Source organism: Corynebacterium callunae DSM 20147 (genome assembly GCF_000344785.1).
Classification (GTDB): domain Bacteria; phylum Actinomycetota; class Actinomycetes; order Mycobacteriales; family Mycobacteriaceae; genus Corynebacterium; species Corynebacterium callunae.
In genome coordinates, this window is sequence record NC_020506.1 from 2,644,301 (window position 1) to 2,664,159 (window position 19,859).

Below are 19,859 nucleotides of genomic sequence, written 5' to 3' on the forward strand. Positions count from 1 at the left end.
CCCCGCTGCTTTCCCTGAGGCAGCGGGGTTTTAGTATGCCTTTCGCTGATCAATTACCACCGTGCAGCCATGATCAGGCGTAACTTCCGGGCTAGCAAAAGCGGCCGTTGCCCAAATATCTGCCCAGGTCAGCGTTGGCCCGCTAACTGTTAAAGAACCCTCCCACGGCGCTGGCATATCCAACAAAGGCGAATAAATATGCTGACCACGCGCATAGGTTCCAGAGGTAGCAACCGCCCCATTACGCACCTTAATGACGGTGGCAATTTCTTGAGGATTGGCAGCATTTTCAATGCCTACATTCCAGCCCTCCGGATCATTCTCCGCGGTACGCATCCATACATCACCACCAGCATTGACACATACACTCATACCTAGTTCCACCAGGCGCTCCAACTCTGCCGTCGCTGCTTCCTCCACTGCCCAACCCTTCACCAAACCAGTGGGGTCAAAATGGGCAGATACGTGTTTTCCATTGATAATCGGGCGGTAGTCGTCGCTAAGCCCAAAAGCGGAATAGGCACCCTCGGTGGCCTGTTGTGCGTGCTCAGCCAGCTCCCACACCTTATTAACCAGCGGATCTAGCTGGGCCACGCCAACCTCGCCGCGCGCTAAGCGCGAAATATCAGAGTCCGGACGCCACAGGGAAAAGATGTGGTCAGCGCGTTTCAGGTGCTCAAAAAACGCCGTTGCGCGCTTTTCGACGCACCCCTGATGCTCCCCAACGCCACGCACATGAAGGGAAATTGGCAGACCCATAATCTGCTCCACGTGCACCCACGGTTGCATTAGAGTCCCGCCTGGTCAATGGCTGATTGCAGGGAGGTGATATAACCATCGGTGGTATAGGTTGCGCCAGAAACGGTGTTGATATTTGCCGACTGCGCAGCCACTGCTTCTTGGTTGAGCTTCGGGATAGCGCGGGAGTTAATCTGCTGGTCTTTGCCATTACTGGTCGGATAATCGATGGCTTCCACGGCAGTGATCTGGCCGTCGCTAACAGTAATTTGCACCTGTACCGGACCAAATTTAGTAGGTGCCGAGACTCCCGTATAAGTGCCATCATTGCTGGACACGGTGGTTTCCGCTGCTGTGGCGGCTGTAGTTGCAGTAGTTTCTTCGGGGTCTGCACCACCCGCAACAGCGGGGCCTACTGCCACAGTTTCAGAAACGAGGGCAGGTTCTGTGGCAGAGCTGGTGCGATATCCCAAAATTAGGACGCAGGCAGTGAGGGTGGACATCAGCCACCAGGCGATCTTTTTCATGATTCTTTTCCTTAAGTTAGATGGAGAATTTCTCAGCGTGAATGGTGCCTGCGCCCGCCTTGCGAGCAGCCGAGGTAGCCAGATTCATCCAGCCTGTTGAGCCGCAGATAAAAACATCGGTACGCGCAATATTGGGAATAATTTTGGAAAACGCTTGGCTTAGTGTCGCTGGCCTATAGGCCAGATCCTTCCGCGAACCGCCCATGACCACTACCTTCACTCCGAGCTGCTGGGTGAGCTGTTGCACGCGCGCAAAATATGGCGAGGTTTCCACATTGCCGGCGCGCAGAATAAGTACAGCACCGCGAGCTTGTTCACCCATAGATTCCATCAGCGAGATAATCGGCATAATGCCGGTACCAGAGGCAATAAAAGCAGTATTTGTATAAGCCTTGGCATATTTATGGAAGCGACCATAAGGGCCTTCGATAAACACCCGCGTGCCTGGTTTAAGGCTTGCCAACCTGGTGGTTTTTGGTCCCCGTACTGCTGCGGTGATCTCCAAACGCTCAGCAGTTGGATCAGCCGAAAGTGAAAGTGGCAAAGCCCTGGTTACACCAGCTCCGGCAAAGCGGAAGTTAAAGAATTGCCCACCGGCAACACGCATACGATCCAACTTGCGGCCCCGCAAAACTACCCGAACCAAAGGTTCTGCACCGGGTACCGCTGGAAAGCTAATAGATTCCACCCTGAGGTCATGCCTTAAAGATACAAAGGCAGGTAGCAGCAGGCGGTACACAATTACCGATCCTGCGGAGGCGATCCACAAGCCCCACCAGAAAGTTTGAGCCAGTGGCGAGCTTAAGAAGGAGGTACCTGTCCACAACTGGTGAGGCTGAGCAAAAGCCACACCAAGATAGGCATAAAGGTGAATAAGGTGCCAGTTTTCATAACGCATGGAGGATCGTGCTGCTTTGATACTGGTGAGCACCACCATGATCAACGCCGCAGTTCCAGCAACCGCCATAAGCATGCCTGGATAATTCCACGTCATATCCCAGAAAGTGGCAATAAATCCGACGGCTGGGTTGTCGGTCAAATCAACTTGAGCAAAGACCACCAAGACAATATGCGCCAGTATGAGGAAGAAGGAGCTAAAGCCCAAAATGCGGTGCATATAGGTAAGGCAATCGTGGCCGAGGGCTTCCTCCATGATGGGGATACGCGCCATGAGCAGCACCTGGATTAATAATGCAGCACTGGCAATAAGGCCCAATAGCCTGCCGAGGGAATTAAGGGATTCAGAGCTAGCGGGATCATCAAGTAGCGATTGCACACCGCCGGCCTGCGTCCATAAATAAAGAACAAAGAGCATAACCAGCCACGCAGCACTATAAACCACAGAGGCCGACCATGAAGGCAATGCCCTAGCGCGTGGGGTGAGGGGCGTTTTGTGTCCACCGTGGCGCTTTTCAGCGCTCTTGGTGTGGGTGACGGCAGCATTGGCGGACGCACTGTGGGAAAGACCCGGGGCCGTCGTGAAGTTTGTTGTCATGGGAATTAGTATGAGCGCTAAAATTCCCAAACTACTGGGGCTGACCCAGCAAGTTATATGCAAGTTTTTTGTGAGCTTGCTGGATATAAAAATTGCTGGGTTGACCCCTCTAAAAAGCCTGTGGCTAGCCCCTGAACAGGCATTCAGTCAGCTAGAAAATTAAGGTAGCCAAAGTCTTTGAAGGTCTATGCCTGATCATAGGAACACTCGACTGCCTTATTCCATTCGGCAAATTTCTCCTCGCGCTGGGTTTCATCCATCTGCGGATTCCACACGTGCTTCACTTTAATAAGCTCCGAGATTTCCTCCATGGAAATAAAGAATCCAGAGCCCAGGCCGGCGGCAAAAGCGGCACCCACGGCAGTTGTTTCCACATCCTCAAGCCTTTGCACATTAATGCCCAAGAAATCAGCCTGCATTTGCATCAACAAGCTATTTTCCACCATGGCCCCATCAACGCAGAGGGTTTCCAGGGTTTTTCCGGCGTCTTTGGCCATCGCATCTACGACCTCGCGGGTTTGGAAGGCATTTGCTTCCAAGACAGCGCGCGCAATGTGTTTGCGGTTGGCGTACCGGGTCAGCCCAGTGATAATGCCACGGGCATCAGGACGCCAGCGTGGTGCAAAAAGTCCTGAAAATGCAGGAACCACATGGACTCCGCCATTATCTTCAACTTCACGGGCGAGGTTTTCAATAGCTGGTGCATTGGGAATGATCTGCAGATTATCGCGTAGCCACTGCACCAGGGAGCCACCCATGGATACTGATCCTTCCAGTGCAAACACTGGATCCTTGCCCTGGATTTGATAAGCCACGGTAGAAAGCAAACCATGCTCAGAAATCTTGAGTTCTGTGCCGGTGTTCATCAGCAAAAATAGGCCGGTACCGTAGGTGTTTTTAGCATCTCCGGCCGCAAAACCACCTTGACCAAAAAGTGCAGCTTGTTGGTCGCCCAAAACTCCGGTGATGGGAACATCCGCCAGGGAACCACGGTGGCGCACCGAGCGGAAATCACCAATGGATGGACGAATCTCAGGGAGCATGGACATCGGAATATCCAAGGCTGCACAGAGTTCCGGATCCCATTGCTGGGTACGCAGATCCATTAATAAGGTGCGCGATGCATTGGTTACATCGGTGACGTGCAAGGCTTCTTCGCCATCATCACCACGCACACCACCGGTGAGATTCCACAGCAACCACGTATCGATGGTGCCAAAAAGCAGCTCGCCCTTTTCTGCGAGTTCGCGGGCTCCTTCTACATTATTAAGAATCCAGGTGACTTTAGGGCCTGCCGGATAAGAGTTAATCAACAAGCCGGTGCGGTCTAGCCACTTTTGTTGGCCTTCTTCACCTGCTAGTTCCTTGCAATAATCTGCAGTGCGGGTATCTTGCCACACAATGGCGTTATAGATGGGTTGACCAGTGCGTTTATTCCACACCACGGTGGTTTCACGTTGGTTGGTCAGACCCACCGAGGCTACTTCATAGGGCGTAATGTCGATCTCTGCCATGGCTTGGCTCACCACGGATCGCACATTGTTCCAGATTTCCAGAGCATCATGCTCCACCCAGCCGCGCTGCGGGAAGATCTGTTTATGCTCTTTGGAGGCAGAAGCTGCCACGTTGCCCGCGCGGTCAAGAAAGACGCAGCGAGTGGAGGTGGTTCCTTGGTCAATTGCTGCAATAAAAGAATTGGCCTTTGTGGTTGTCATGCGTTTATCTTTTCATGACTTCCACTATTTAGCTGTTAAAACCACCATTCCAAAACATCAGCCACCCCAGCCTCATCATTGGTGGCGGTGACATAATCAGCTACCGCTTGCACCTCTGGGCGAGCGTTGCCCATGGCGATTCCACGACCAGCCCATTGCAACATCTCAATATCATTGGGCATATCGCCAAACGTTATAACGTCTGCCTGCGCAATTCCCAGGCGCTCAGCCAAAAGGGAGACACCCAAAGCTTTGGTCACGCCAGGCGCTGCGATCTCCAGCAGGCCACCGGACATTGAGAAAGTCACATGTGCTTGATCCACTGGAATTGCAGGGCGGATAATGTCAAACATTTCCTTGGATTCCAGAACACCACTACGCAGCAATAACTTGGTGGCTGGCTCGGAAAGCAGCATTTCTTCTGACACTGTGCCGTGTTCTACGGAAGGCCAGGCATGACTATATTCCTCGGTCACCAAAAAGAGATCCTGGGCGCGATCATAGGCGGAAACTCCAGCGCGTTCAGCAGCTAGCCCTACCCCACCAAAATCCTTCATGGCTTCCTGCGCAGCCATAACGGCCTTCGTCATAACCTCGGGACTAAGGGTGTGAGCTGCGATAATCTCATCGGTGGCGGAATCATAAAGCACCGCACCATTGGCACAAACACACACCGGACGCACCGAAAGTTGATCAAGCACGCTATAAATCCAGCGTGCCGGCCGGCCGGTAGAAAGCGCGAGAGTGGCGCCCTCAGCCGTCATCCGCGCGATCGCCTCACGCAGGCGCTGCGGAACTCGCTCGGAGCTATTAATGAGCGTGCCATCAACATCGGTGGCCACCAATTTGGGGGCTGGGCCAGGAAGGATCATTTTTTAAAGAACCCGCGCAGTTTCCCGAGCAGGCCTTTGCGGCCACCTTGCGCTTTTTTGGCCGCTTTTTTTGCTTGTCGACGTTCCTTCTCGGCGATCTCCAACAGTTTCGCTCTTTCCAATGAAGGAGCGCTACCGCCTAAGGATTCTGGTCGCCAAGGTTCGCCACCGGGGAATGGACCAAACTCTGTCTCATACTGCTGGCGGGTTTCGTCGAGAAGCGTTTTCATCGCCTCGAAGAGGCGCTCAGTGGCTGCGGCAGGGTCGCCGCTGGGGTCAATTGGGGCACCAACGCGCACAAAAATTGGAGTGTGGGAGCGCCCCAGGTTGGGGTCAATGTCTTTGGTGATAACGCGCTGGCTACCCCACATAATTAGCGGGATTAGTGGAGTGTTGGTGCTATCGGCAATGCGCACAGCACCGGTTTTAAGTTCCTTAATTTCAAAAGAACGTGACACCGTAGCCTCGGGGAAAATACCTACCAAATGGCCATCGTTTAGGTGCTTGCGTGCATCTTCCATGGAACCAGCGCCAGCGGAGCGATCCACCGACACATGCTTCATGGCGCGCATCAGCGAACCGACGATGGGGGTATCAAAAATTTCCTTTTTGGCCATAAAACGCACCAGGCGTTTGCCGCGGACATAAGCCGGAATACCACCCACGATGAAGTCGTAGTATCCGGTGTGGTTCATGGCAAAAACGGCCCCACCTTCGGTTGGCACATTTTCCGCGCCGAAGATGTAGATTTTTACCCCTTGTGCTTTAAGTACGCCACGAATTGCGTTGATGATAATCCGCGCATAAACAGGCTCCCGGGATTCACTGGGGTGCAGTGGAACCTTGGGCAGATCCTTTTCAACAAAGAATCCATACCTTTTAACCATGTTGTCCATGAAAACTCCGACTACTTAATTGGCTTCAAAACATCCTTGCCCACGAATGGGCGCAATGCCTCAGGAACGATAACCGATCCATCAGCCTGCTGGTTATTTTCCAAAATTGCTACCAGCCAACGAGTGGTAGCGAGGGTGCCGTTGAGGGTTGCAGCGATTTGTGGCTTGCCATTTTCATCGCGGTAACGGGTCTGCAGACGACGGGCCTGGAAGGTGGTGCAGTTGGAGGTAGAGGTGAGCTCACGGTAGGTCTCCTGGGTTGGAACCCACGCCTCAGTATCAAATTTACGAGCAGCAGAGGATCCCAGATCTCCACCAGCTACGTCAATCACGCGATAAGGAACGCCAACTGCAGCGAGCATTTCCTTTTCCATCTGCAGCAACTGCTGGTGGATGTCTTCTGCTTCTTCAGGCTTGCAGTAGACAAACATCTCAACCTTGTCGAACTGGTGGACACGCAAAATGCCGCGAGTGTCCTTGCCATAGGAACCTGCTTCACGACGGAAACAAGAGCTCCAACCAGCGTATTTCACAGGGCCTTCGCTGAGATCAATGATCTCATCCTTGTGGTAACCAGCCAAAGCAACCTCGGAGGTACCAACTAGGTACATATCATCGCGCTCGAGGTAGTAGATTTCCTCTGCGTGAGCGCCGAGGAATCCGGTGCCTGCCATGATCTCTGGGCGGACTAGCACTGGTGGAATCATCATGGTAAAACCAGCTTCGCGAGCCTTTTGGGCGGCGAGCATCAACATGCCCAGCTGCAGCATGGCGCCATCACCGGTGAGGTAGTAGAAACGAGCGCCAGAAACCTTGGTGCCGCGCTTCATATCAATAAGGCCGAGGGACTCGCCGAGCTCTAGGTGATCCTTAGGCTCAAAATCGAAGGTGCGTGGCTCGCCGATGGTCTCCAAGACAATGAAGTCATCTTCGCCGCCAGCAGGTGCACCGCTGACCACGTTGGAAAGCTTCATTTGCAGGGCAGTGACAGCTTCTTCGGCTGCGGTCTGTGCTTCTTCGGCTTCTTTTACACGTGCTTTGAGGTCATTAGAGTTCTCCAGCAGTGCAGGGCGTTCCTCAGGAGAGGCCTGCCCGATCTTCTTTCCAAATGCTTTGTGCTCAGCACGAAGATCATCGGCGATTTTAATAGCTTCACGCCGAGATTCATCAGCACTAATTAGCTGATCTACAAGTGCAGGGTCTTCCCCGCGAGTGATCTGCGAGGCACGAACAACGTCCGGATTATCACGGAGGAATTTCAGATCGATCATAAGGAATAATCTACCGTGCTCTTTAGCTCCGTGGAGAGTAAGGCTGTGTTTCCCCCAAACTTCTGCTCACTAAAAAACTTCACACCCCAAGAGCACACCTGGTTATGACCAGATCAGCTAGAGTAATCAGTATGTCTGAGGAAACCCACAACCAGGACGGAACCCCCACCGATTCCCATGGGGTTTCAGGAAAAGGCGCAGCTGCCCCGCATCTGCCCCATCGTTTATTAAATGATCCCAATATCCCAAAACACCAACAGTTGCGGGAAATCTTGGAAGAACTGTGCACCACCCAGCTCCAACCTGGAGATATGCTGCCTGGTGAGCGTGTTTTGGAAGAAGAATATGGGGTTAGCCGCATTACGGTACGTCGCGCCATTGGTGATCTTGTCGCCTCTGGCAGATTAAAAAGGGCGCGTGGCAAAGGCACTTTTGTGGCGCACTCACCATTGGTATCGCGCCTGCATTTGGCCTCTTTTTCTGCTGAAATGGCAGCTCAGAATCTAGCTGCCAGCAGCAAAATTTTAAGTTCTTCCCGCGGCCCGGCCCCAGATGATATTTCTGACTTTTTTGGTACAGAAAGAGGCACTCAGCACATCACCTTGAAGCGTTTGCGCTTGGGCAATGGCCGCCCCTATGCCATTGATAATGGCTGGTACAACTCAGTTTTTACACCAGACCTTTTGGAAAATGATGTGTATAACTCGGTGTATTCCATTTTGGATCGGGTTTATGGTGTTCCAGTGACCCAGGCTGAGCAGACTGTCACCGCAGTTGCCGCTGATGAAGAGACTGCAAAGCTTCTCGACGTCACCCCCGGTTCACCTCTTTTGCGGATCTTGCGGCAGTCGGTTTCGGGGGGAAAGCCCGTGGAATGGTGCGTTTCTTTGTATAGAACTGATCGCTATTCTTTAAAAACCTTGGTCACACGCTCTGAAGATCTCTGACTTGAAGGCCAATGCGTGGCATGATGGTGTCAATCATGAGTACGTTCACTGATACCTCAAAGTCACCACAGGGTGAACCACTAGCGCCAAAGAAAAGGGCTAGGGGCAGCAGCTTCCGCACGGCAGCTGCTACCCAAACCATGCTTGTGGCTGCACTCGCGGCCACGGCAGCTGTTGGCATGTACTCCTACAACGTTCAAGATACCGCCGGTGGAGAATCCCAAAACGCTACGGTTTCCACCCAGTCCAGTGCCGCAACCACCACCGCTGTGGCATCCTTTACCACCGCCGATGTGGGTCAGTGCGCCACTTGGGAAGTAAATGACAATGGTCAGGTTTCCGGCTTTGAGCAGGTCAGTTGTGATCAAGAACATCGCTTTGAAATCTCCGAGCGGGAAAACCTAGCCACCTACCCCAGCTCAGAATTTGGTCCAGACGCGCAACCGCCAAACCTCACCCGCCAGGCACAACTGCGCGAAGAGCTGTGCCAGGCTCCAACCTTGGCTTATCTAAACGGCCGCTTTGATCCTTCCGGCCGCTACACCATTGCCCCAATTTTGCCACCGGCAGAAGCTTGGGCTGCAGGCGATAGAACAATGCTGTGTGGACTGCAGGTAACTGATGCTTCTGGTACTCCGCAGATTGCGGTTGGACCAATTTCCGCCAATGATCAGGCCCGCGTTTTTAATGCTGGTGCGTGTATTCGAGTGGAATCTTCCGCAGAGTTTAAGGAAGTTGATTGCGGTGAAGACCACCACCTAGAGGCCGTGTCCACCGTGAACCTTGGAGTGCCTTTCCCACAGGGTGTGCCAAGTACCGATGAGCAAAATAACTTCCTGGGCACCACCTGTACCCAGGCAGCCATTGATTATTTGGGTTCTGAGGAAGCTGTTTACCAGTCCACTTTGCAAATGTTCTGGCCCACTATTACATCCAACTCGTGGCTGGGTGGATCTCATAGTGTGAACTGCTACTTGATGTCTCCATCAACCACCGGCGAAGATACCTTTAATACGCTTAATGGTTCGGCGCTCAGTGGATTTACCATCAATGGTGCGGTTCCACCGCCACAGCCAGCACGTGATCCAATTCGCGATTCCGCCACCACAGATACTGCTGCAAATGCGGCTGCCGTGGCAGCTCCAGTGGAGGCCAATACGCCATGATTGACGTGAGCGATGAGCGTTTTGAGGAACTTGTCGATCTCGCCTTTGATCAAATCCCGCAGAAGTTTTTAGATAATCTGCGCAATGTGGTGTTCCTCATTGAGGATTTCCACCCGCGTTCCCCCTATATCCTGGGGCTTTTTAATGGGGTGGCGTTACCTGAACGCACCTTTAATCATGGTGGTTTACCGGATTCCATCACCATTTATAAAGGTGCGCTCAAAAGCTATTGCAATTCTGAAGAGCAATTAATTGAGCAGGTGCGAGTGACGGTACTGCATGAGATCGGCCATTATTTTGGACTCGATGAAGAGGATCTGCACCGCCTCGGTTATGCCTAAACCCCTTAGCGCTTCAGCTCCGGCAAAGGACTTCCCGTCCAATGCACCACATCCCATTGCCCAAAGCTCTTGCCATTGGGCTCGAGAACTACATAGCGGCAATTGCCCAGGTAGGTGTTAAAAGCAAAGCTGGGGTCAACGCCGCTGGCATGGGTGGCCACAATGCGGATCACTGCGCCGTGGCTGACAATCGCAACATCGCGGTCTTCATCAAGATCATGGCTGTCCATAATCTCATCCAAGGTGGGCTGATAGCGATTCAGCACGTCTTGGTAGGTTTCACCACCGGGCAATGCTGCTGCGGGGTCACCGTGGAGCCAACCGTTGAGGGCGGTGGAATAGTGCATATGCGCTTGTTCATCACCGCGCATTTCAAAATCTCCCACGTTGATTTCATGAATGCCGGAGACGACATCTAAAGGCACGCTGCCAACGGGAAGATCGCGGGCTTTTTCAAAGGTGGAGGTTGCCAGCACGGCGGTTTGCTGGGCGCGCAGCACAATGGAGCTATAAACGTGGGAGAGGCGTTCGCCGGAATAGTTGGCTAGTTCATGGCCTACGTCGAGGGCCTGCTGGCGGCCGAGTTCAGTAAGTTCTGCTCCCGGTGGGCGGGTATCAAGCAGGTGTTTTACGTTGTTGTGAGTTTGCCCATGCCTGAGCAAAATGATTCTTCCGGCCATGTTGTTCTAAAGCTCCTTTCCAGCGCTGGCGGCGCGTACCCATTCATCTGCTTTGCGTAGTCTAGCCAGTTGATCTGCGCCCGGCGCGCTATCGCCGCTGCGGTTGGATGGCCAAGAGCCCAGGAATACGAGGTCTTCGGCGTGTAGGTAGAGCGCGCGCAGTGCTTCGGCGACGGGAATATCGTGAATATGGCCTACGACGTCCAGGTGGAAGCGGTAGGTGCCAAAAATCTTGCGGGTGGGGCGGGACTCGATGCGGGTGAGATCCACACCGCGGATGGCAAATTCATTAAGTGCGGTAACCAGGCTGCCTGGCACATTGGGCAGGGAAAAGACCACGGAGGTGCGGTCATGGCCGGTAGCTGTAGGAACTGCGGTGCGGGCTTGAACTGCTACAAAGCGGGTTTTAGCACCGCGGACATCGGCAACATCATCGGCAAGGCGTTCCAGACCAAAGAGTGCTGCTGCTCTTTCTGGGGCGGCTGCAGCATCGGCGCCACCTTCGGCTACTAATTGGGCAGCTGCTGCGTTTGAGCTGGCGGGCACATACTGTGCCTCCGGGATGTGGCTGGCCATCCAGTTTTTCACTTGCTGATACCCAACTGGGTGGGTAGCCAGCGTTTTTACGTCGACAAGCGTCTTTCCCGGTGCAACCATGATGGAAAAGGCAATGTCGAGTTCCTCTTCGGCAATGATTTGCACGGAAGAGCCCTGGTCAAGGGCGTCGAAGGTGGGGGTGACGGGGCCGTCCACAAAGTTTTCAATGGCGACTACCGCAAAGGCGGCGGTGCCTTCGCGCACGGCGTCGACTGCCTGTTGGGGGGAGTTCAGCGGTAGCGTCACAATGGGGTTGCTGCCAAATACGCCGGCGTCGGCAAATTTATAGAGGGCAGCTTCGGTAAAGGTTCCTGCTGGCCCCAAATAGGCCACAACTGTTTGTGCGTCACTCATGGTTACACAGCTTAACCCGCGCCACTATGGTGGGTGTTCATGTCCGTTGCCCAACTTGCTCGCCGCCTTGCAAAACTCACCCCTGCCGAACACGGTTTTGCCTGGTTTGATCCCCATATCACCGCCGGCCACGGAAAAGGCCCACTAGATGGGATGATTATCCCTGCTAAAGACCTCAACGATGTTGCTGGGATGCCTACCTCTTTGGGCAATAGCGCGCGGCGCACGGTGGCGCAGACCACGGACCCTTTTATTCAGAATCTGATTGATCGTGGCGCGATTATCGCGGGCAAAACCCAAACCAGTGAGCTGGGCATGACGGCTTATTGTGAGCCGGTGGGTATGCCGGCGCCGGAAAATCCCCTGTTCCCTGGCCATACCCCGGGCGGCTCTTCGGGTGGGGCGGCGGTTGCTGTGGCACGTGCGCTTGTCGACGCGGCCCATGCCTCAGACGGTGGCGGTTCCATCCGGGTTCCTGCTGCAGCCTGCGGGCTGGTCGGGTTTAAACCCGCCCATGATTCCCGCGGTGGTAACCCTGCCACCCAGGGTTTTATTACTCGAGATGTAGCCACCCAAGCGCGCCTTTATGCCTTACAACCACGCCGGCGGGTATTGCGAATTGGGGTGTTAGCTGATCCTATTCATGCTCCTGCCGCAGTACATGGAGCTTTTTTAGACACCGTGGAGGAAGTAGCTCGACTTTTTGAAAAGGCAGGCCATGAGGTGGTTTCGGTGCCACTTCCCTATGGTCCCTGGGCTTTTGAGGCTTATACCGAGGTGCTCATGATGAAGTCTGCGGCGATTGCCCAACCTGGCAGTGCATTGGTTAAGTGGTTGGTTGCTTCAGGTCGGGGCTTGTCTGCAGAACAACGCGCAACCTGTATTGCAGGCTTTGATTCAGTGCGTGAGCATGTACTGGAGGCCTGGGATATTGATGTTTTATTAAGCCCAACGCTTGCTTTTAGCCCGCCTGCCATTGGCTATTTTTCATCGCTTTCCCCGGAACAGGACTTCCTTGCTCAAACCCATTGGACACCTTGGGCCACGCTTTTTAATATGACCGGTGGTGCTGCCATTAGTGTTCCGGTAAATGGGGTGGGTATTCACTTGGGTGCTATTCGTGCTGATAATGCCGATATTTTGGGGTTGGCGGCAGCTCTTGAGGAGGCTCAAAGATGAGTGATTTGGCTACCTCGGCAAAGGGTAATCCAGTAATTTCCTCCAGGCGCATCAAGCTGGAGATTCTTATAGTTCTTGGCATCACCTTTGGCATGAGTGGGTTGCGCTCTTTGCTACGGCTTATTGATGATCTCCTATCCCCTGTAGCGCTTAATGAGCAGTCCGTGGCGCTCAACACCTCCCTTGCCAACTCCGCCTGGTTGGATCTGGCCCTGCAATTATGTTCTGCCGGAGTACTTTTTGGTTGGGGCGCCTTAGCGATCTACCTGCTTGGCCAAGCTTTCCGCGGTATTCAAGTGCGTGATGTGGGCTGGGGCATGGGGCTTGCAGCTCTCATTGGAATCCCAGGGCTTATTTTCTATGCCAGTGCGGTGCATGTGGGGTTTTCCAAAGAGGTTGTTCCCACCACGTTGGAGAGCTGGTGGGAGATCCCCGTGCTGCTGGTGTGGTCTGCTGCCAATGCCTTTGGTGAAGAGATTGTGGTGGTGTTGTGGTTATCTACTCGTCTGCGCCAACTGCGTTGGAGTATTCCCTGGATAATTGTGGCCTCTGCGGTGTTGCGCGGTTCTTATCACCTTTACCAAGGTGTATCTGCCGGCTTTGGCAATATCATCATGGGCGTAGTTTTTGCGTATTTTTATCAGCGCAGCGGCAAGGTTTGGCCTTTGGTGATCGCGCATTTTCTAATCGATGCCGTGGCTTTTGTGGGCTATTCGGCCATTGGTGGGAATTTAAGTTGGTTGGGTTTATAACACTCAACGCTAAATACATAAATAGGTAAAAACTCATAAAAATTAGCTGTCGAATATACAGTCGATTTTTAAGAAGTTCGAAACTGCAGGTTTAATATATATTTTCTCATGTAAAAAGTATGGCCTGGGCCACTTTTGAGCCCAGGCCATACAGCGGTCCCCTTGTTTCGGGGGTAGTTACAGCCACAGCAATCACCTTGCCCGATAGCCACGATGGAACTTATTCAAATGCAGGAACATTTTTGGTCAATCTTGGCTTGACTGCTTACTGCCACCAACCTTTATCCCGATGCAAATGATGCTGTATTAGAGGTTATGCTTCCAGAGACCGGCCGCACCAGTTTAGTGTGGGTTTTGGGTCGGGGAATTCTAGCAGCACTTAGCGCTGTGATCATGTACATCAGGAGCAGGAGGCAGTAAATGTCTCGGCATCGTAAAGAAGCACCCAGGAGTAGTGCGGGTAAAGGATCTCGCATTACCTCCTTGATCCTGCTCATAATTAGTCTGGCAGTCCTGTTTTATCCCATCGTGGCAACAGTGCTTGCGGACTATCAAAATAGTGAAGCAGCACGCCGTTATGACGAAGAAGTAGGTGAAGCTGCCACCCCAGAAATTATTGAGCAGCTACGCCAACGGGCTTCGGACTATAACGCGGAATTGTGGGCAACGGATCACCCAGTACGTAAGGAAGATCCTGAGGATCCTATCTACCAGGACTATAAGCAGCAGCTTTTGAGCAGTGACCAGTCAGAAACGATGGCTCGTATTCAGATCCCAGATGTGGGTATTGATTTGCCCATCTACCACGGCACCACTGAGGGGATTCTTTATCGTGGTGCGGGGCATATGTATAACTCGGATCTGCCCATTGGCGAGGATAGTTCAACCTCGGTAATTACTGCCCATACTGGCATGGTTAATGCCAGTATGTTCGATAACCTGGGCAAACTTAAAGAAGGCCAGCCGGTTTATATCAGTGTGCTGGGTGAAAAGCTGCGCTACCGCATGACTGGATCGCAGGTGGTGAAGCCCGAGCATTATGAGGCTGTTACCTATGAACCTGGTGTAGACAAGATCGTCTTGATTACCTGTACTCCTTATGGCATTAATTCTGACCGTTTGTTAGTAACAGCAGTACGTGACTACTCCCCTATTACTGAGGATGAAGTTCCAAGCGGTTGGCAACTGCAATTGTCATGGTGAATGAAATTGGACTTGGCAATCATCGCATTGATTATTTTGATCGCACTATGGGCCACGTTGCGCGGCCGCAAACTAAGGCAAGAGGAACCACCAGCGGAACTTCTTAATGCTTAGGTAGTCCGGTAGGCGCTACTGTATTAAACATGGATTCACCAGGACAAGGCGATATCGCCCGGGATAGTCAGGGCCGCCCCATTGTCGATCGTTTTGGTCGGCCGGTTCGAGCGCGTCAACCACAGCGCCCGAACCCTCCACGCACCCCGCGTCAGACACCGCCACCTCCGGTTAATGAGACTCGTGTTTTTCAGTCCGGGCCACCTCGTCAAACACCACCGAGGCAGCAGTATGTGCCTCAACAACCTGGCCAAATTGGGCATTTACGCCCCCAGCCACCGATCATCGCCAGCCCACCCGCGCCACCTGCGGGTGGCGGGCGACGTCGAAAAGCGTTTAATTTTAAGCCCCGTGGCTGTTTAGGTTCCATCGGACTTGTGCTGGTTGCGGTCTTGGTACTGAGTGTGGTGGTGGCGCTGTGGGCGGATTCGCAACTCAACCGAGTGGACGCCACGCCAGCTGAGCAAATTAGCAATACTGCCGGCACCAACTGGCTGCTGGTGGGTTCAGATTCCCGCCAAGGATTGAGCGATGAAGATATTGCGCGTTTGGGAACCGGTGGCGATATCGGTGTGGGACGTACCGACACCATTATGCTGCTGCATCTGCCCACCACCGGGGAGGCGACGTTGATGTCGATCCCGCGTGACTCTTATGTAAATATCCCAGGGTGGGGCATGGATAAGGTTAATGCTGCCTTTAGCGTAGGCGGGCCGGAATTGCTGACTCAAACTGTGGAGGAAGCTACCGGACTGCGAATTGATCACTATGCGGAAATCGGCATGGGTGGACTTGCCAATATGGTCGATTCCGTGGGTGGTGTCGAAATGTGTCCGGCTGAGCCTATTCAAGATCCGCTAGCAAACCTGGACATCCAAGCCGGATGTCAAGAATTTGATGGGGCAACCGCACTGGGTTATGTACGCACCCGCGCCACTGCCCTCGGCGATTTGGACCGTGTGGTGCGCCAACGCGAGTTCTTCTCTGCGCTGCTTAGCACCGCGACCTCCCCCGCAACCCTGCTTAATCCTTTCCGCTTCTTCCCCATGATCAGCAATGCAGTGAGTACGTTTAGCGTGGGCGATGGTGATCACGTCTGGCATTTGGCACGCATGGTGCTAGCGATGCGCGGTGGAATTAAGACCGAGACTATTCCTATTGCCTACTTTGAAGATTATGACGTGGGCAATGTTGCTATCTGGGATGATGTTGGTTCTGAGGCACTGTTTGAGCAGATGCGTTAAGGCTGGGTGTTTGGGCGGGTTTAACCCAGCGTGTCGCTCACAGGAATCGCCCAGTTAGCTTCTAGGGAACCACATTCACTTCCCTAGAAGCTTGCAAACAAGCATCCACGTTCCACCTAAGAACGCGCTTTAAGGTGGTGCTCATGCGCCAGAAGAAACTTACCCCCTCCGCGATCGCCGGCATCCTACTCGGCTCGGTCGCTCTTGTTGGTTGTTCCACCACTACCGCTACCTCTGCACCCACCGTCTCCTCCGTGATGACATCTACCCCTACCTACACTTCTTCCGAAGGAAACGCTGCGGGTAACTCCGAAGGCAGTCATGCGGGAGGGGCAGAACATACTTCCGCAGGCAGCTCCTCCTCTGTAATTTCATCAGAAGTCAACCCTGCACCTTCCAAGGAAGTTGAATCTTCAGCCACTGCCTTGGATGTGGCAAAACAAAACACTCTTCTTTATGACTTCAATGCGGAAAACAAAGCCGCAGCAGAATCCACCATTTCACTTTTCAATGTGTAGTGCGTGAATACCTGGTAAGTATGAACCAGTCCCATAACACCAACTAAATAAAAATTTGACGCATATATGTGAGCCTTGTGCTGTTGTTCTTTGAACTTCAGTACAAGGCTCTTTCATTTTGAGCTACCGTTCCAATCCAAAACCCACCACAGCTTTGAGAAATGAAGACACTCCCGAGAAAAGGTTTCCCCAGCTCAACACTCACAGTAACCATTCAGTAAGTGTACGGTGAACTATCTGAAACCCCCTAGAAGCTTCGCCATTAGCTCTCACGATCCACTCATCAAAGCGCTTTAAAGTATTGCTCATGCGCCAGAAATTCATCCCCACCGTGATCGCCAGCTTCCTCCTCGGCTCCGTCGCCCTTGTTGGCTGTTCATCCGCTGCAGATACCACTTCTGCAGATGCCTCCACTTCCACCTCCTCTTCCACATCTTCTGCGACCACACAGACCGCCTCCACTGGATCCTCCGATACCACCGCCGGCACTATCGCTGATACCACCGCAGCTGCCGAGGCATTCATCACCACCTTGAGCACTGAGCAGCAAGACACCCTGCTCTATGACTTCACCGATGAAAATAAGTCAACCACCTGGTCCAATTATCCGGTCACCTTCGTCGAGCGCGCCGGACTTAACCTCAATGACCTCACCGAGGAGCAGCAAGCAGCAGCCCTCAATGTGCTCAAGTCCCTGCTAAACGACGATGCCTACCAGCAAATTGAAGACATCATGGCAGGCGATCAATACCTCAATGATGCAAGTACCTCATCTGAAGATTCCCTCGGCCAGTACTACATCGCCTTCTACGGCAGCCCCTCCACTTCTGAATACTGGTCCGTGCAATTCGGTGGCCACCACATCGGCATCAACGCCACCTTCTCTGGCGGCGACATCACCTTTGCCCCTACCCACCTCGGCGTTCAGCCAGCAGAATGGGTAAATAGTGAGGGCGAAACCGTCAGCGCTTTTGACGCCACCTATGAAGATGCTTTCAACTTCTATGACAGCCTCACCGAAGAACAGCTTGCTTCCCTTTACCAAAGTGAAGAAGTAGCAACCATGGTCTGCGCACCAGGTGGCACCTGCGATTACCCAACTGGCACTGGCCTGAAGGGTTCTGACCTCACCGACGAGCAAAAGGATCTACTGCTTGAGCTCATCTCCAACTGGGTCGGCCTTGCTGACACCGAGACCACCACGGAAGAACTTGCTGCCATCAGCGAGACCTTGGATGACACCTACATCAACTGGTCTGGTGCTACCAGCTATGACACCAGCACCGGTGAAGGAATCTACTTCCAGATCAGTGGACCAAAGGTCTACATTGAGTTCGCCAACCAGAACGGTTCTGCAGGTGCCGACATTAGTGGCGTAGTTACCGCAGGTTGGGGCCACATTCACTCCATCTACCGCGATCCCACCAATGACTATGCCAACTCTGTCACCCAGGGTGAAGCCAGCATGAGTGGCGGCCCCGGCGCAGGCGATATGACTGGCACCGCACCGGCTGCCTAAGAAGTTTCAGGCGCAATAAAGGCCTATGCTGCAGAAAATAATCTGCAGCATAGGCCTTTAGTTTCTTTTAGCGAATAGTCACCTGACGGGACTTGATGTTCTCCAGCTGACGACGCTCATCAGCATTAAGCTGTGCATCATTTTCCAGCTCAGCCTCAATCTTCTTATTGAGTGCTTCCACATCTGCGGCGTAGTCAGTATGTGGACGCTCGGTGTCCAAATCCCACACTGGAACTACAATGCCGTGGGTACGGAAAGCGCCAGCAAACTTGGTTTCCTCACCAAGCTTGAGCTCATCGCGGGCTGCGATGCGCGCCAAAGCATTGAGCAAAGCGCCCTCGTCCTCGGTGCGGACCCAACGGATATGAGCCTTGCCACCTGGGTTAACCCACCACACAGCACCTGGAACCTCTGCCTCAACCTCAAAAGAAGGAAGGATAGATTCATTAGCTGCCTGCATGTGCTGGGCAACCTCAGGGGAGACGTTGTCATTTTCTGCCAACCACCAGTTGAAGTCCTGGTGAGCGGTGATATCCAGGGTGAGGGAGGCGTCGAGAAGCTCAGACAGTTCTGGCTGGGTGCCGTCGGCGGTCGCCAACGCCAAGGACTGACCAGCTTCGGCGTTTTTCACCCAGTTAAGGGCAAAGGCCAGGTCTTTGCCTGGATTGTTGGAGCGCACAGCCTGCTGCAAAGCCACAAAAGCCTCGCCACCATAGGACTCATCGCGCACCAATGCAGCAGCTGCACCCGGCAGCACGGTGCACAGGGTCACCTTGCGATCGGTTCCAGCGATGGTGATGGGAGCCGTTGCGGAGGGGATAAATTCCTGCAGCGCAACCAGCTGAGATTCCATCTTTAGTCCCGCAAACGGGCGAGGTTCGCGGTCCAGGGCAGCGCGCTCAGCGGCGCGGGCTGCCAGTTTTGCTTGACGACGACTCATGCCATCAGGCAACTGCTCATTCTTCTTATTCTTCTTTGCCATGCGCATTAGCGTACATGGGAGGCTGCGGTGCTGCTTTCAAAAGCTCCACAGCGCGCTCAGGATAATTGGTAGCCAACATATCCACACCATGTTCCAGTGCCCACTGCATATCTTTTTGCTTATCCACCGTAAACAAATAAGTAGGCAAACCCTTGGCTCCAATAAGCTTGGGATCCACCTTGGCACGCTCAATTGACACACCCAAACCGGTGGGCGTTCCGCACCTATGATCGCCCGGATTTCCCCAACGTTCCCAAGACCTACGCAAATGAATGCGATCCAGCTCAGGGGCCAGGCGTGACATGCGCTGGATTGCTGGCAATGCGAAGGAAATAATGTGAATCCGCGGATCTTTTTCCAAACCGCGGTAGCGCAAAATCTTGGTTACTTCTTCTTCCAGCATGATGGCATAGCGCATAGGGTGTTTGGTCTCAATGTAAATGTGCTTATCTGGATAGTCTCCTAAAATATCCAGCAAATTATTTAGGGTGAGCACTTTTTCAGGTGTTTCTTTGGTGCCAAAGTTGAGGTCCAGCAGTTCTTCCAGGTTCAACTTGGACACCCGGCCAAAGCCATCTGATACGCGGTCCACGATGGGATCATGAATGTTGACAACTTCACCGCATTTACTAAGGCGAACATCGGTTTCAATGCCATGGATAGGTAACTCTAAAGCTGCACGGAATGCCGATTCAGTTAGTTCAGGGAAGCGAGATGACAACCCACGGTGCGCGATGATTTTCATTGGT

21 protein-coding genes are annotated in these 19,859 nt (G+C 53.2%); 10 read left to right on the forward strand and 11 right to left on the reverse strand.

Translation table 11 applies throughout. The features are described from left to right. Positions 1 to 30 precede the first annotated feature (30 nt). From H924_RS12255 to H924_RS12265, 3 genes are read right to left on the reverse strand one after another with little or no spacing between them, the layout of a single operon-like run. Entirely contained in the window at positions 31 to 789 is a 759-nt protein-coding gene (locus tag H924_RS12255; protein ID WP_015652279.1) for an FAD:protein FMN transferase, read from the reverse strand. Then, on the reverse strand, positions 789 to 1,265 hold the full coding sequence (locus H924_RS12260; RefSeq protein ID WP_015652280.1) for an FMN-binding protein: 477 nt from the start codon (positions 1,263 to 1,265) through the stop codon (positions 789 to 791). Before H924_RS12260 ends, H924_RS12255 begins: the two co-directional genes overlap by 1 nt. Positions 1,266 to 1,281: 16 nt before the next feature. Further along, positions 1,282 to 2,760, reverse strand: a complete 1,479-nt coding sequence (locus H924_RS12265) for a ferredoxin reductase family protein (protein ID WP_081602485.1) — start codon at positions 2,758 to 2,760, stop codon at positions 1,282 to 1,284. 10 nt (positions 2,761 to 2,770) lie between these two features. Here H924_RS12265 and H924_RS14265 point away from each other — a divergent pair, with 10 nt between their 5' ends. Then, positions 2,771 to 2,923, forward strand: a complete 153-nt coding sequence (locus tag H924_RS14265) for a hypothetical protein (protein WP_155861965.1) — start codon at positions 2,771 to 2,773, stop codon at positions 2,921 to 2,923. 22 nt (positions 2,924 to 2,945) lie between these two features. Here H924_RS14265 and glpK read toward each other — a convergent pair whose 3' ends face one another. From glpK to serS, 4 genes are read right to left on the reverse strand one after another with little or no spacing between them, the layout of a single operon-like run. Continuing rightward, a complete protein-coding gene (gene glpK / locus H924_RS12270) occupies positions 2,946 to 4,475 on the reverse strand; it encodes a glycerol kinase GlpK (RefSeq protein ID WP_015652283.1) in 1,530 nt (509 codons plus the stop codon). A 35-nt stretch (positions 4,476 to 4,510) separates the two neighbouring features. Continuing rightward, on the reverse strand, positions 4,511 to 5,347 hold the full coding sequence (locus tag H924_RS12275) for a Cof-type HAD-IIB family hydrolase (protein WP_015652284.1): 837 nt from the start codon (positions 5,345 to 5,347) through the stop codon (positions 4,511 to 4,513). Continuing rightward, positions 5,344 to 6,234, reverse strand: coding sequence for a lysophospholipid acyltransferase family protein (locus H924_RS12280; RefSeq protein WP_081602505.1), 891 nt, complete (start codon positions 6,232 to 6,234; stop codon positions 5,344 to 5,346). The genes H924_RS12275 and H924_RS12280 overlap by 4 nt, the downstream gene beginning before the upstream one ends. Before the next feature lie 20 nt (positions 6,235 to 6,254). Beyond that, positions 6,255 to 7,514 (reverse strand): serine--tRNA ligase, encoded by a 1,260-nt coding sequence (gene serS / locus H924_RS12285; RefSeq protein ID WP_015652286.1) that lies wholly within the window; start codon positions 7,512 to 7,514, stop codon positions 6,255 to 6,257. A 131-nt stretch (positions 7,515 to 7,645) separates the two neighbouring features. Between serS and H924_RS12290 the strand changes: the two genes are divergently transcribed. The 3 genes from H924_RS12290 to H924_RS12300 are packed head-to-tail and all read left to right on the forward strand — an operon-like array spanning position 7,646 to position 9,968. Further along, on the forward strand, positions 7,646 to 8,461 hold the full coding sequence (locus tag H924_RS12290; RefSeq protein ID WP_015652287.1) for a GntR family transcriptional regulator: 816 nt from the start codon (positions 7,646 to 7,648) through the stop codon (positions 8,459 to 8,461). A 35-nt stretch (positions 8,462 to 8,496) separates the two neighbouring features. Next, positions 8,497 to 9,627, forward strand: a complete 1,131-nt coding sequence (locus H924_RS12295) for a septum formation family protein (protein ID WP_211208103.1) — start codon at positions 8,497 to 8,499, stop codon at positions 9,625 to 9,627. Beyond that, positions 9,624 to 9,968 (forward strand): metallopeptidase family protein, encoded by a 345-nt coding sequence (locus tag H924_RS12300; protein WP_015652289.1) that lies wholly within the window; start codon positions 9,624 to 9,626, stop codon positions 9,966 to 9,968. The genes H924_RS12295 and H924_RS12300 overlap by 4 nt, the downstream gene beginning before the upstream one ends. A 5-nt stretch (positions 9,969 to 9,973) precedes the next feature. On the opposite strand, the gene H924_RS12305 is transcribed toward H924_RS12300, so the two are convergent. Next, positions 9,974 to 10,648, reverse strand: coding sequence for a histidine phosphatase family protein (locus H924_RS12305; RefSeq protein WP_015652290.1), 675 nt, complete (start codon positions 10,646 to 10,648; stop codon positions 9,974 to 9,976). Between the two features lie 6 nt (positions 10,649 to 10,654). Then, positions 10,655 to 11,599, reverse strand: a complete 945-nt coding sequence (gene pheA, locus H924_RS12310) for a prephenate dehydratase (RefSeq protein WP_015652291.1) — start codon at positions 11,597 to 11,599, stop codon at positions 10,655 to 10,657. Between the two features lie 39 nt (positions 11,600 to 11,638). Here pheA and H924_RS12315 point away from each other — a divergent pair, with 39 nt between their 5' ends. The 6 genes from H924_RS12315 (at position 11,639) to H924_RS12340 (ending at position 18,128) form a co-directional block, all read left to right on the forward strand. Continuing rightward, a complete protein-coding gene (locus H924_RS12315) occupies positions 11,639 to 12,778 on the forward strand; it encodes an amidase (protein ID WP_015652292.1) in 1,140 nt (379 codons plus the stop codon). Beyond that, entirely contained in the window at positions 12,775 to 13,530 is a 756-nt protein-coding gene (locus H924_RS12320) for a CPBP family intramembrane glutamic endopeptidase (protein ID WP_015652293.1), read from the forward strand. Before H924_RS12315 ends, H924_RS12320 begins: the two co-directional genes overlap by 4 nt. Before the next feature lie 420 nt (positions 13,531 to 13,950). Further along, entirely contained in the window at positions 13,951 to 14,733 is a 783-nt protein-coding gene (locus tag H924_RS12325) for a class C sortase (protein WP_015652294.1), read from the forward strand. A 143-nt stretch (positions 14,734 to 14,876) separates the two neighbouring features. Then, positions 14,877 to 16,091 carry an LCP family protein gene (locus H924_RS12330; RefSeq protein ID WP_081602486.1) on the forward strand — a complete coding sequence of 405 codons (1,215 nt, stop codon included), beginning with the start codon at positions 14,877 to 14,879 and terminating at the stop codon, positions 16,089 to 16,091. A 143-nt stretch (positions 16,092 to 16,234) separates the two neighbouring features. After that, the gene (locus tag H924_RS12335; RefSeq protein ID WP_015652296.1) at positions 16,235 to 16,609 is read left to right on the forward strand and encodes a hypothetical protein; all 375 of its coding nucleotides are present in this window, start codon (positions 16,235 to 16,237) and stop codon (positions 16,607 to 16,609) included. Between the two features lie 307 nt (positions 16,610 to 16,916). Further along, entirely contained in the window at positions 16,917 to 18,128 is a 1,212-nt protein-coding gene (locus tag H924_RS12340; RefSeq protein WP_015652297.1) for a DUF3500 domain-containing protein, read from the forward strand. Between the two features lie 67 nt (positions 18,129 to 18,195). On the opposite strand, the gene H924_RS12345 is transcribed toward H924_RS12340, so the two are convergent. Together H924_RS12345 and H924_RS12350 are read right to left on the reverse strand one after the other, a co-directional pair. Continuing rightward, entirely contained in the window at positions 18,196 to 19,110 is a 915-nt protein-coding gene (locus H924_RS12345) for a DUF5926 family protein (RefSeq protein ID WP_015652298.1), read from the reverse strand. Next, positions 19,094 to 19,855 carry a glycerophosphodiester phosphodiesterase family protein gene (locus H924_RS12350; RefSeq protein WP_015652299.1) on the reverse strand — a complete coding sequence of 254 codons (762 nt, stop codon included), beginning with the start codon at positions 19,853 to 19,855 and terminating at the stop codon, positions 19,094 to 19,096. The genes H924_RS12345 and H924_RS12350 overlap by 17 nt, the downstream gene beginning before the upstream one ends. Positions 19,856 to 19,859: the final 4 nt, after the last annotated feature.

Coding starts and splice junctions, on each gene's coding strand:
- serS (WP_015652286.1), bottom strand. CDS start 7,514: ATGATCGATCTGAAATTCCTCCGTGATAATCCGGACGTTGTTCGTGCC.
- H924_RS12335 (WP_015652296.1), top strand. CDS start 16,235: ATGCGCCAGAAGAAACTTACCCCCTCCGCGATCGCCGGCATCCTACTC.
- H924_RS12300 (WP_015652289.1), top strand. CDS start 9,624: ATGATTGACGTGAGCGATGAGCGTTTTGAGGAACTTGTCGATCTCGCC.
- H924_RS12340 (WP_015652297.1), top strand. CDS start 16,917: ATGCGCCAGAAATTCATCCCCACCGTGATCGCCAGCTTCCTCCTCGGC.
- H924_RS12305 (WP_015652290.1), bottom strand. CDS start 10,648: ATGGCCGGAAGAATCATTTTGCTCAGGCATGGGCAAACTCACAACAAC.
- H924_RS12275 (WP_015652284.1), bottom strand. CDS start 5,347: ATGATCCTTCCTGGCCCAGCCCCCAAATTGGTGGCCACCGATGTTGAT.
- H924_RS12265 (WP_081602485.1), bottom strand. CDS start 2,760: ATGACAACAAACTTCACGACGGCCCCGGGTCTTTCCCACAGTGCGTCC.
- H924_RS12290 (WP_015652287.1), top strand. CDS start 7,646: ATGTCTGAGGAAACCCACAACCAGGACGGAACCCCCACCGATTCCCAT.
- H924_RS12330 (WP_081602486.1), top strand. CDS start 14,877: ATGGATTCACCAGGACAAGGCGATATCGCCCGGGATAGTCAGGGCCGC.
- H924_RS12260 (WP_015652280.1), bottom strand. CDS start 1,265: ATGAAAAAGATCGCCTGGTGGCTGATGTCCACCCTCACTGCCTGCGTC.
- H924_RS12320 (WP_015652293.1), top strand. CDS start 12,775: ATGAGTGATTTGGCTACCTCGGCAAAGGGTAATCCAGTAATTTCCTCC.
- H924_RS12295 (WP_211208103.1), top strand. CDS start 8,497: ATGAGTACGTTCACTGATACCTCAAAGTCACCACAGGGTGAACCACTA.
- H924_RS12350 (WP_015652299.1), bottom strand. CDS start 19,855: ATGAAAATCATCGCGCACCGTGGGTTGTCATCTCGCTTCCCTGAACTA.
- pheA (WP_015652291.1), bottom strand. CDS start 11,599: ATGAGTGACGCACAAACAGTTGTGGCCTATTTGGGGCCAGCAGGAACC.
- H924_RS12345 (WP_015652298.1), bottom strand. CDS start 19,110: ATGGCAAAGAAGAATAAGAAGAATGAGCAGTTGCCTGATGGCATGAGT.
- H924_RS14265 (WP_155861965.1), top strand. CDS start 2,771: ATGAGCGCTAAAATTCCCAAACTACTGGGGCTGACCCAGCAAGTTATA.
- H924_RS12315 (WP_015652292.1), top strand. CDS start 11,639: ATGTCCGTTGCCCAACTTGCTCGCCGCCTTGCAAAACTCACCCCTGCC.
- glpK (WP_015652283.1), bottom strand. CDS start 4,475: ATGACAACCACAAAGGCCAATTCTTTTATTGCAGCAATTGACCAAGGA.
- H924_RS12325 (WP_015652294.1), top strand. CDS start 13,951: ATGTCTCGGCATCGTAAAGAAGCACCCAGGAGTAGTGCGGGTAAAGGA.
- H924_RS12255 (WP_015652279.1), bottom strand. CDS start 789: ATGCAACCGTGGGTGCACGTGGAGCAGATTATGGGTCTGCCAATTTCC.
- H924_RS12280 (WP_081602505.1), bottom strand. CDS start 6,234: ATGGTTAAAAGGTATGGATTCTTTGTTGAAAAGGATCTGCCCAAGGTT.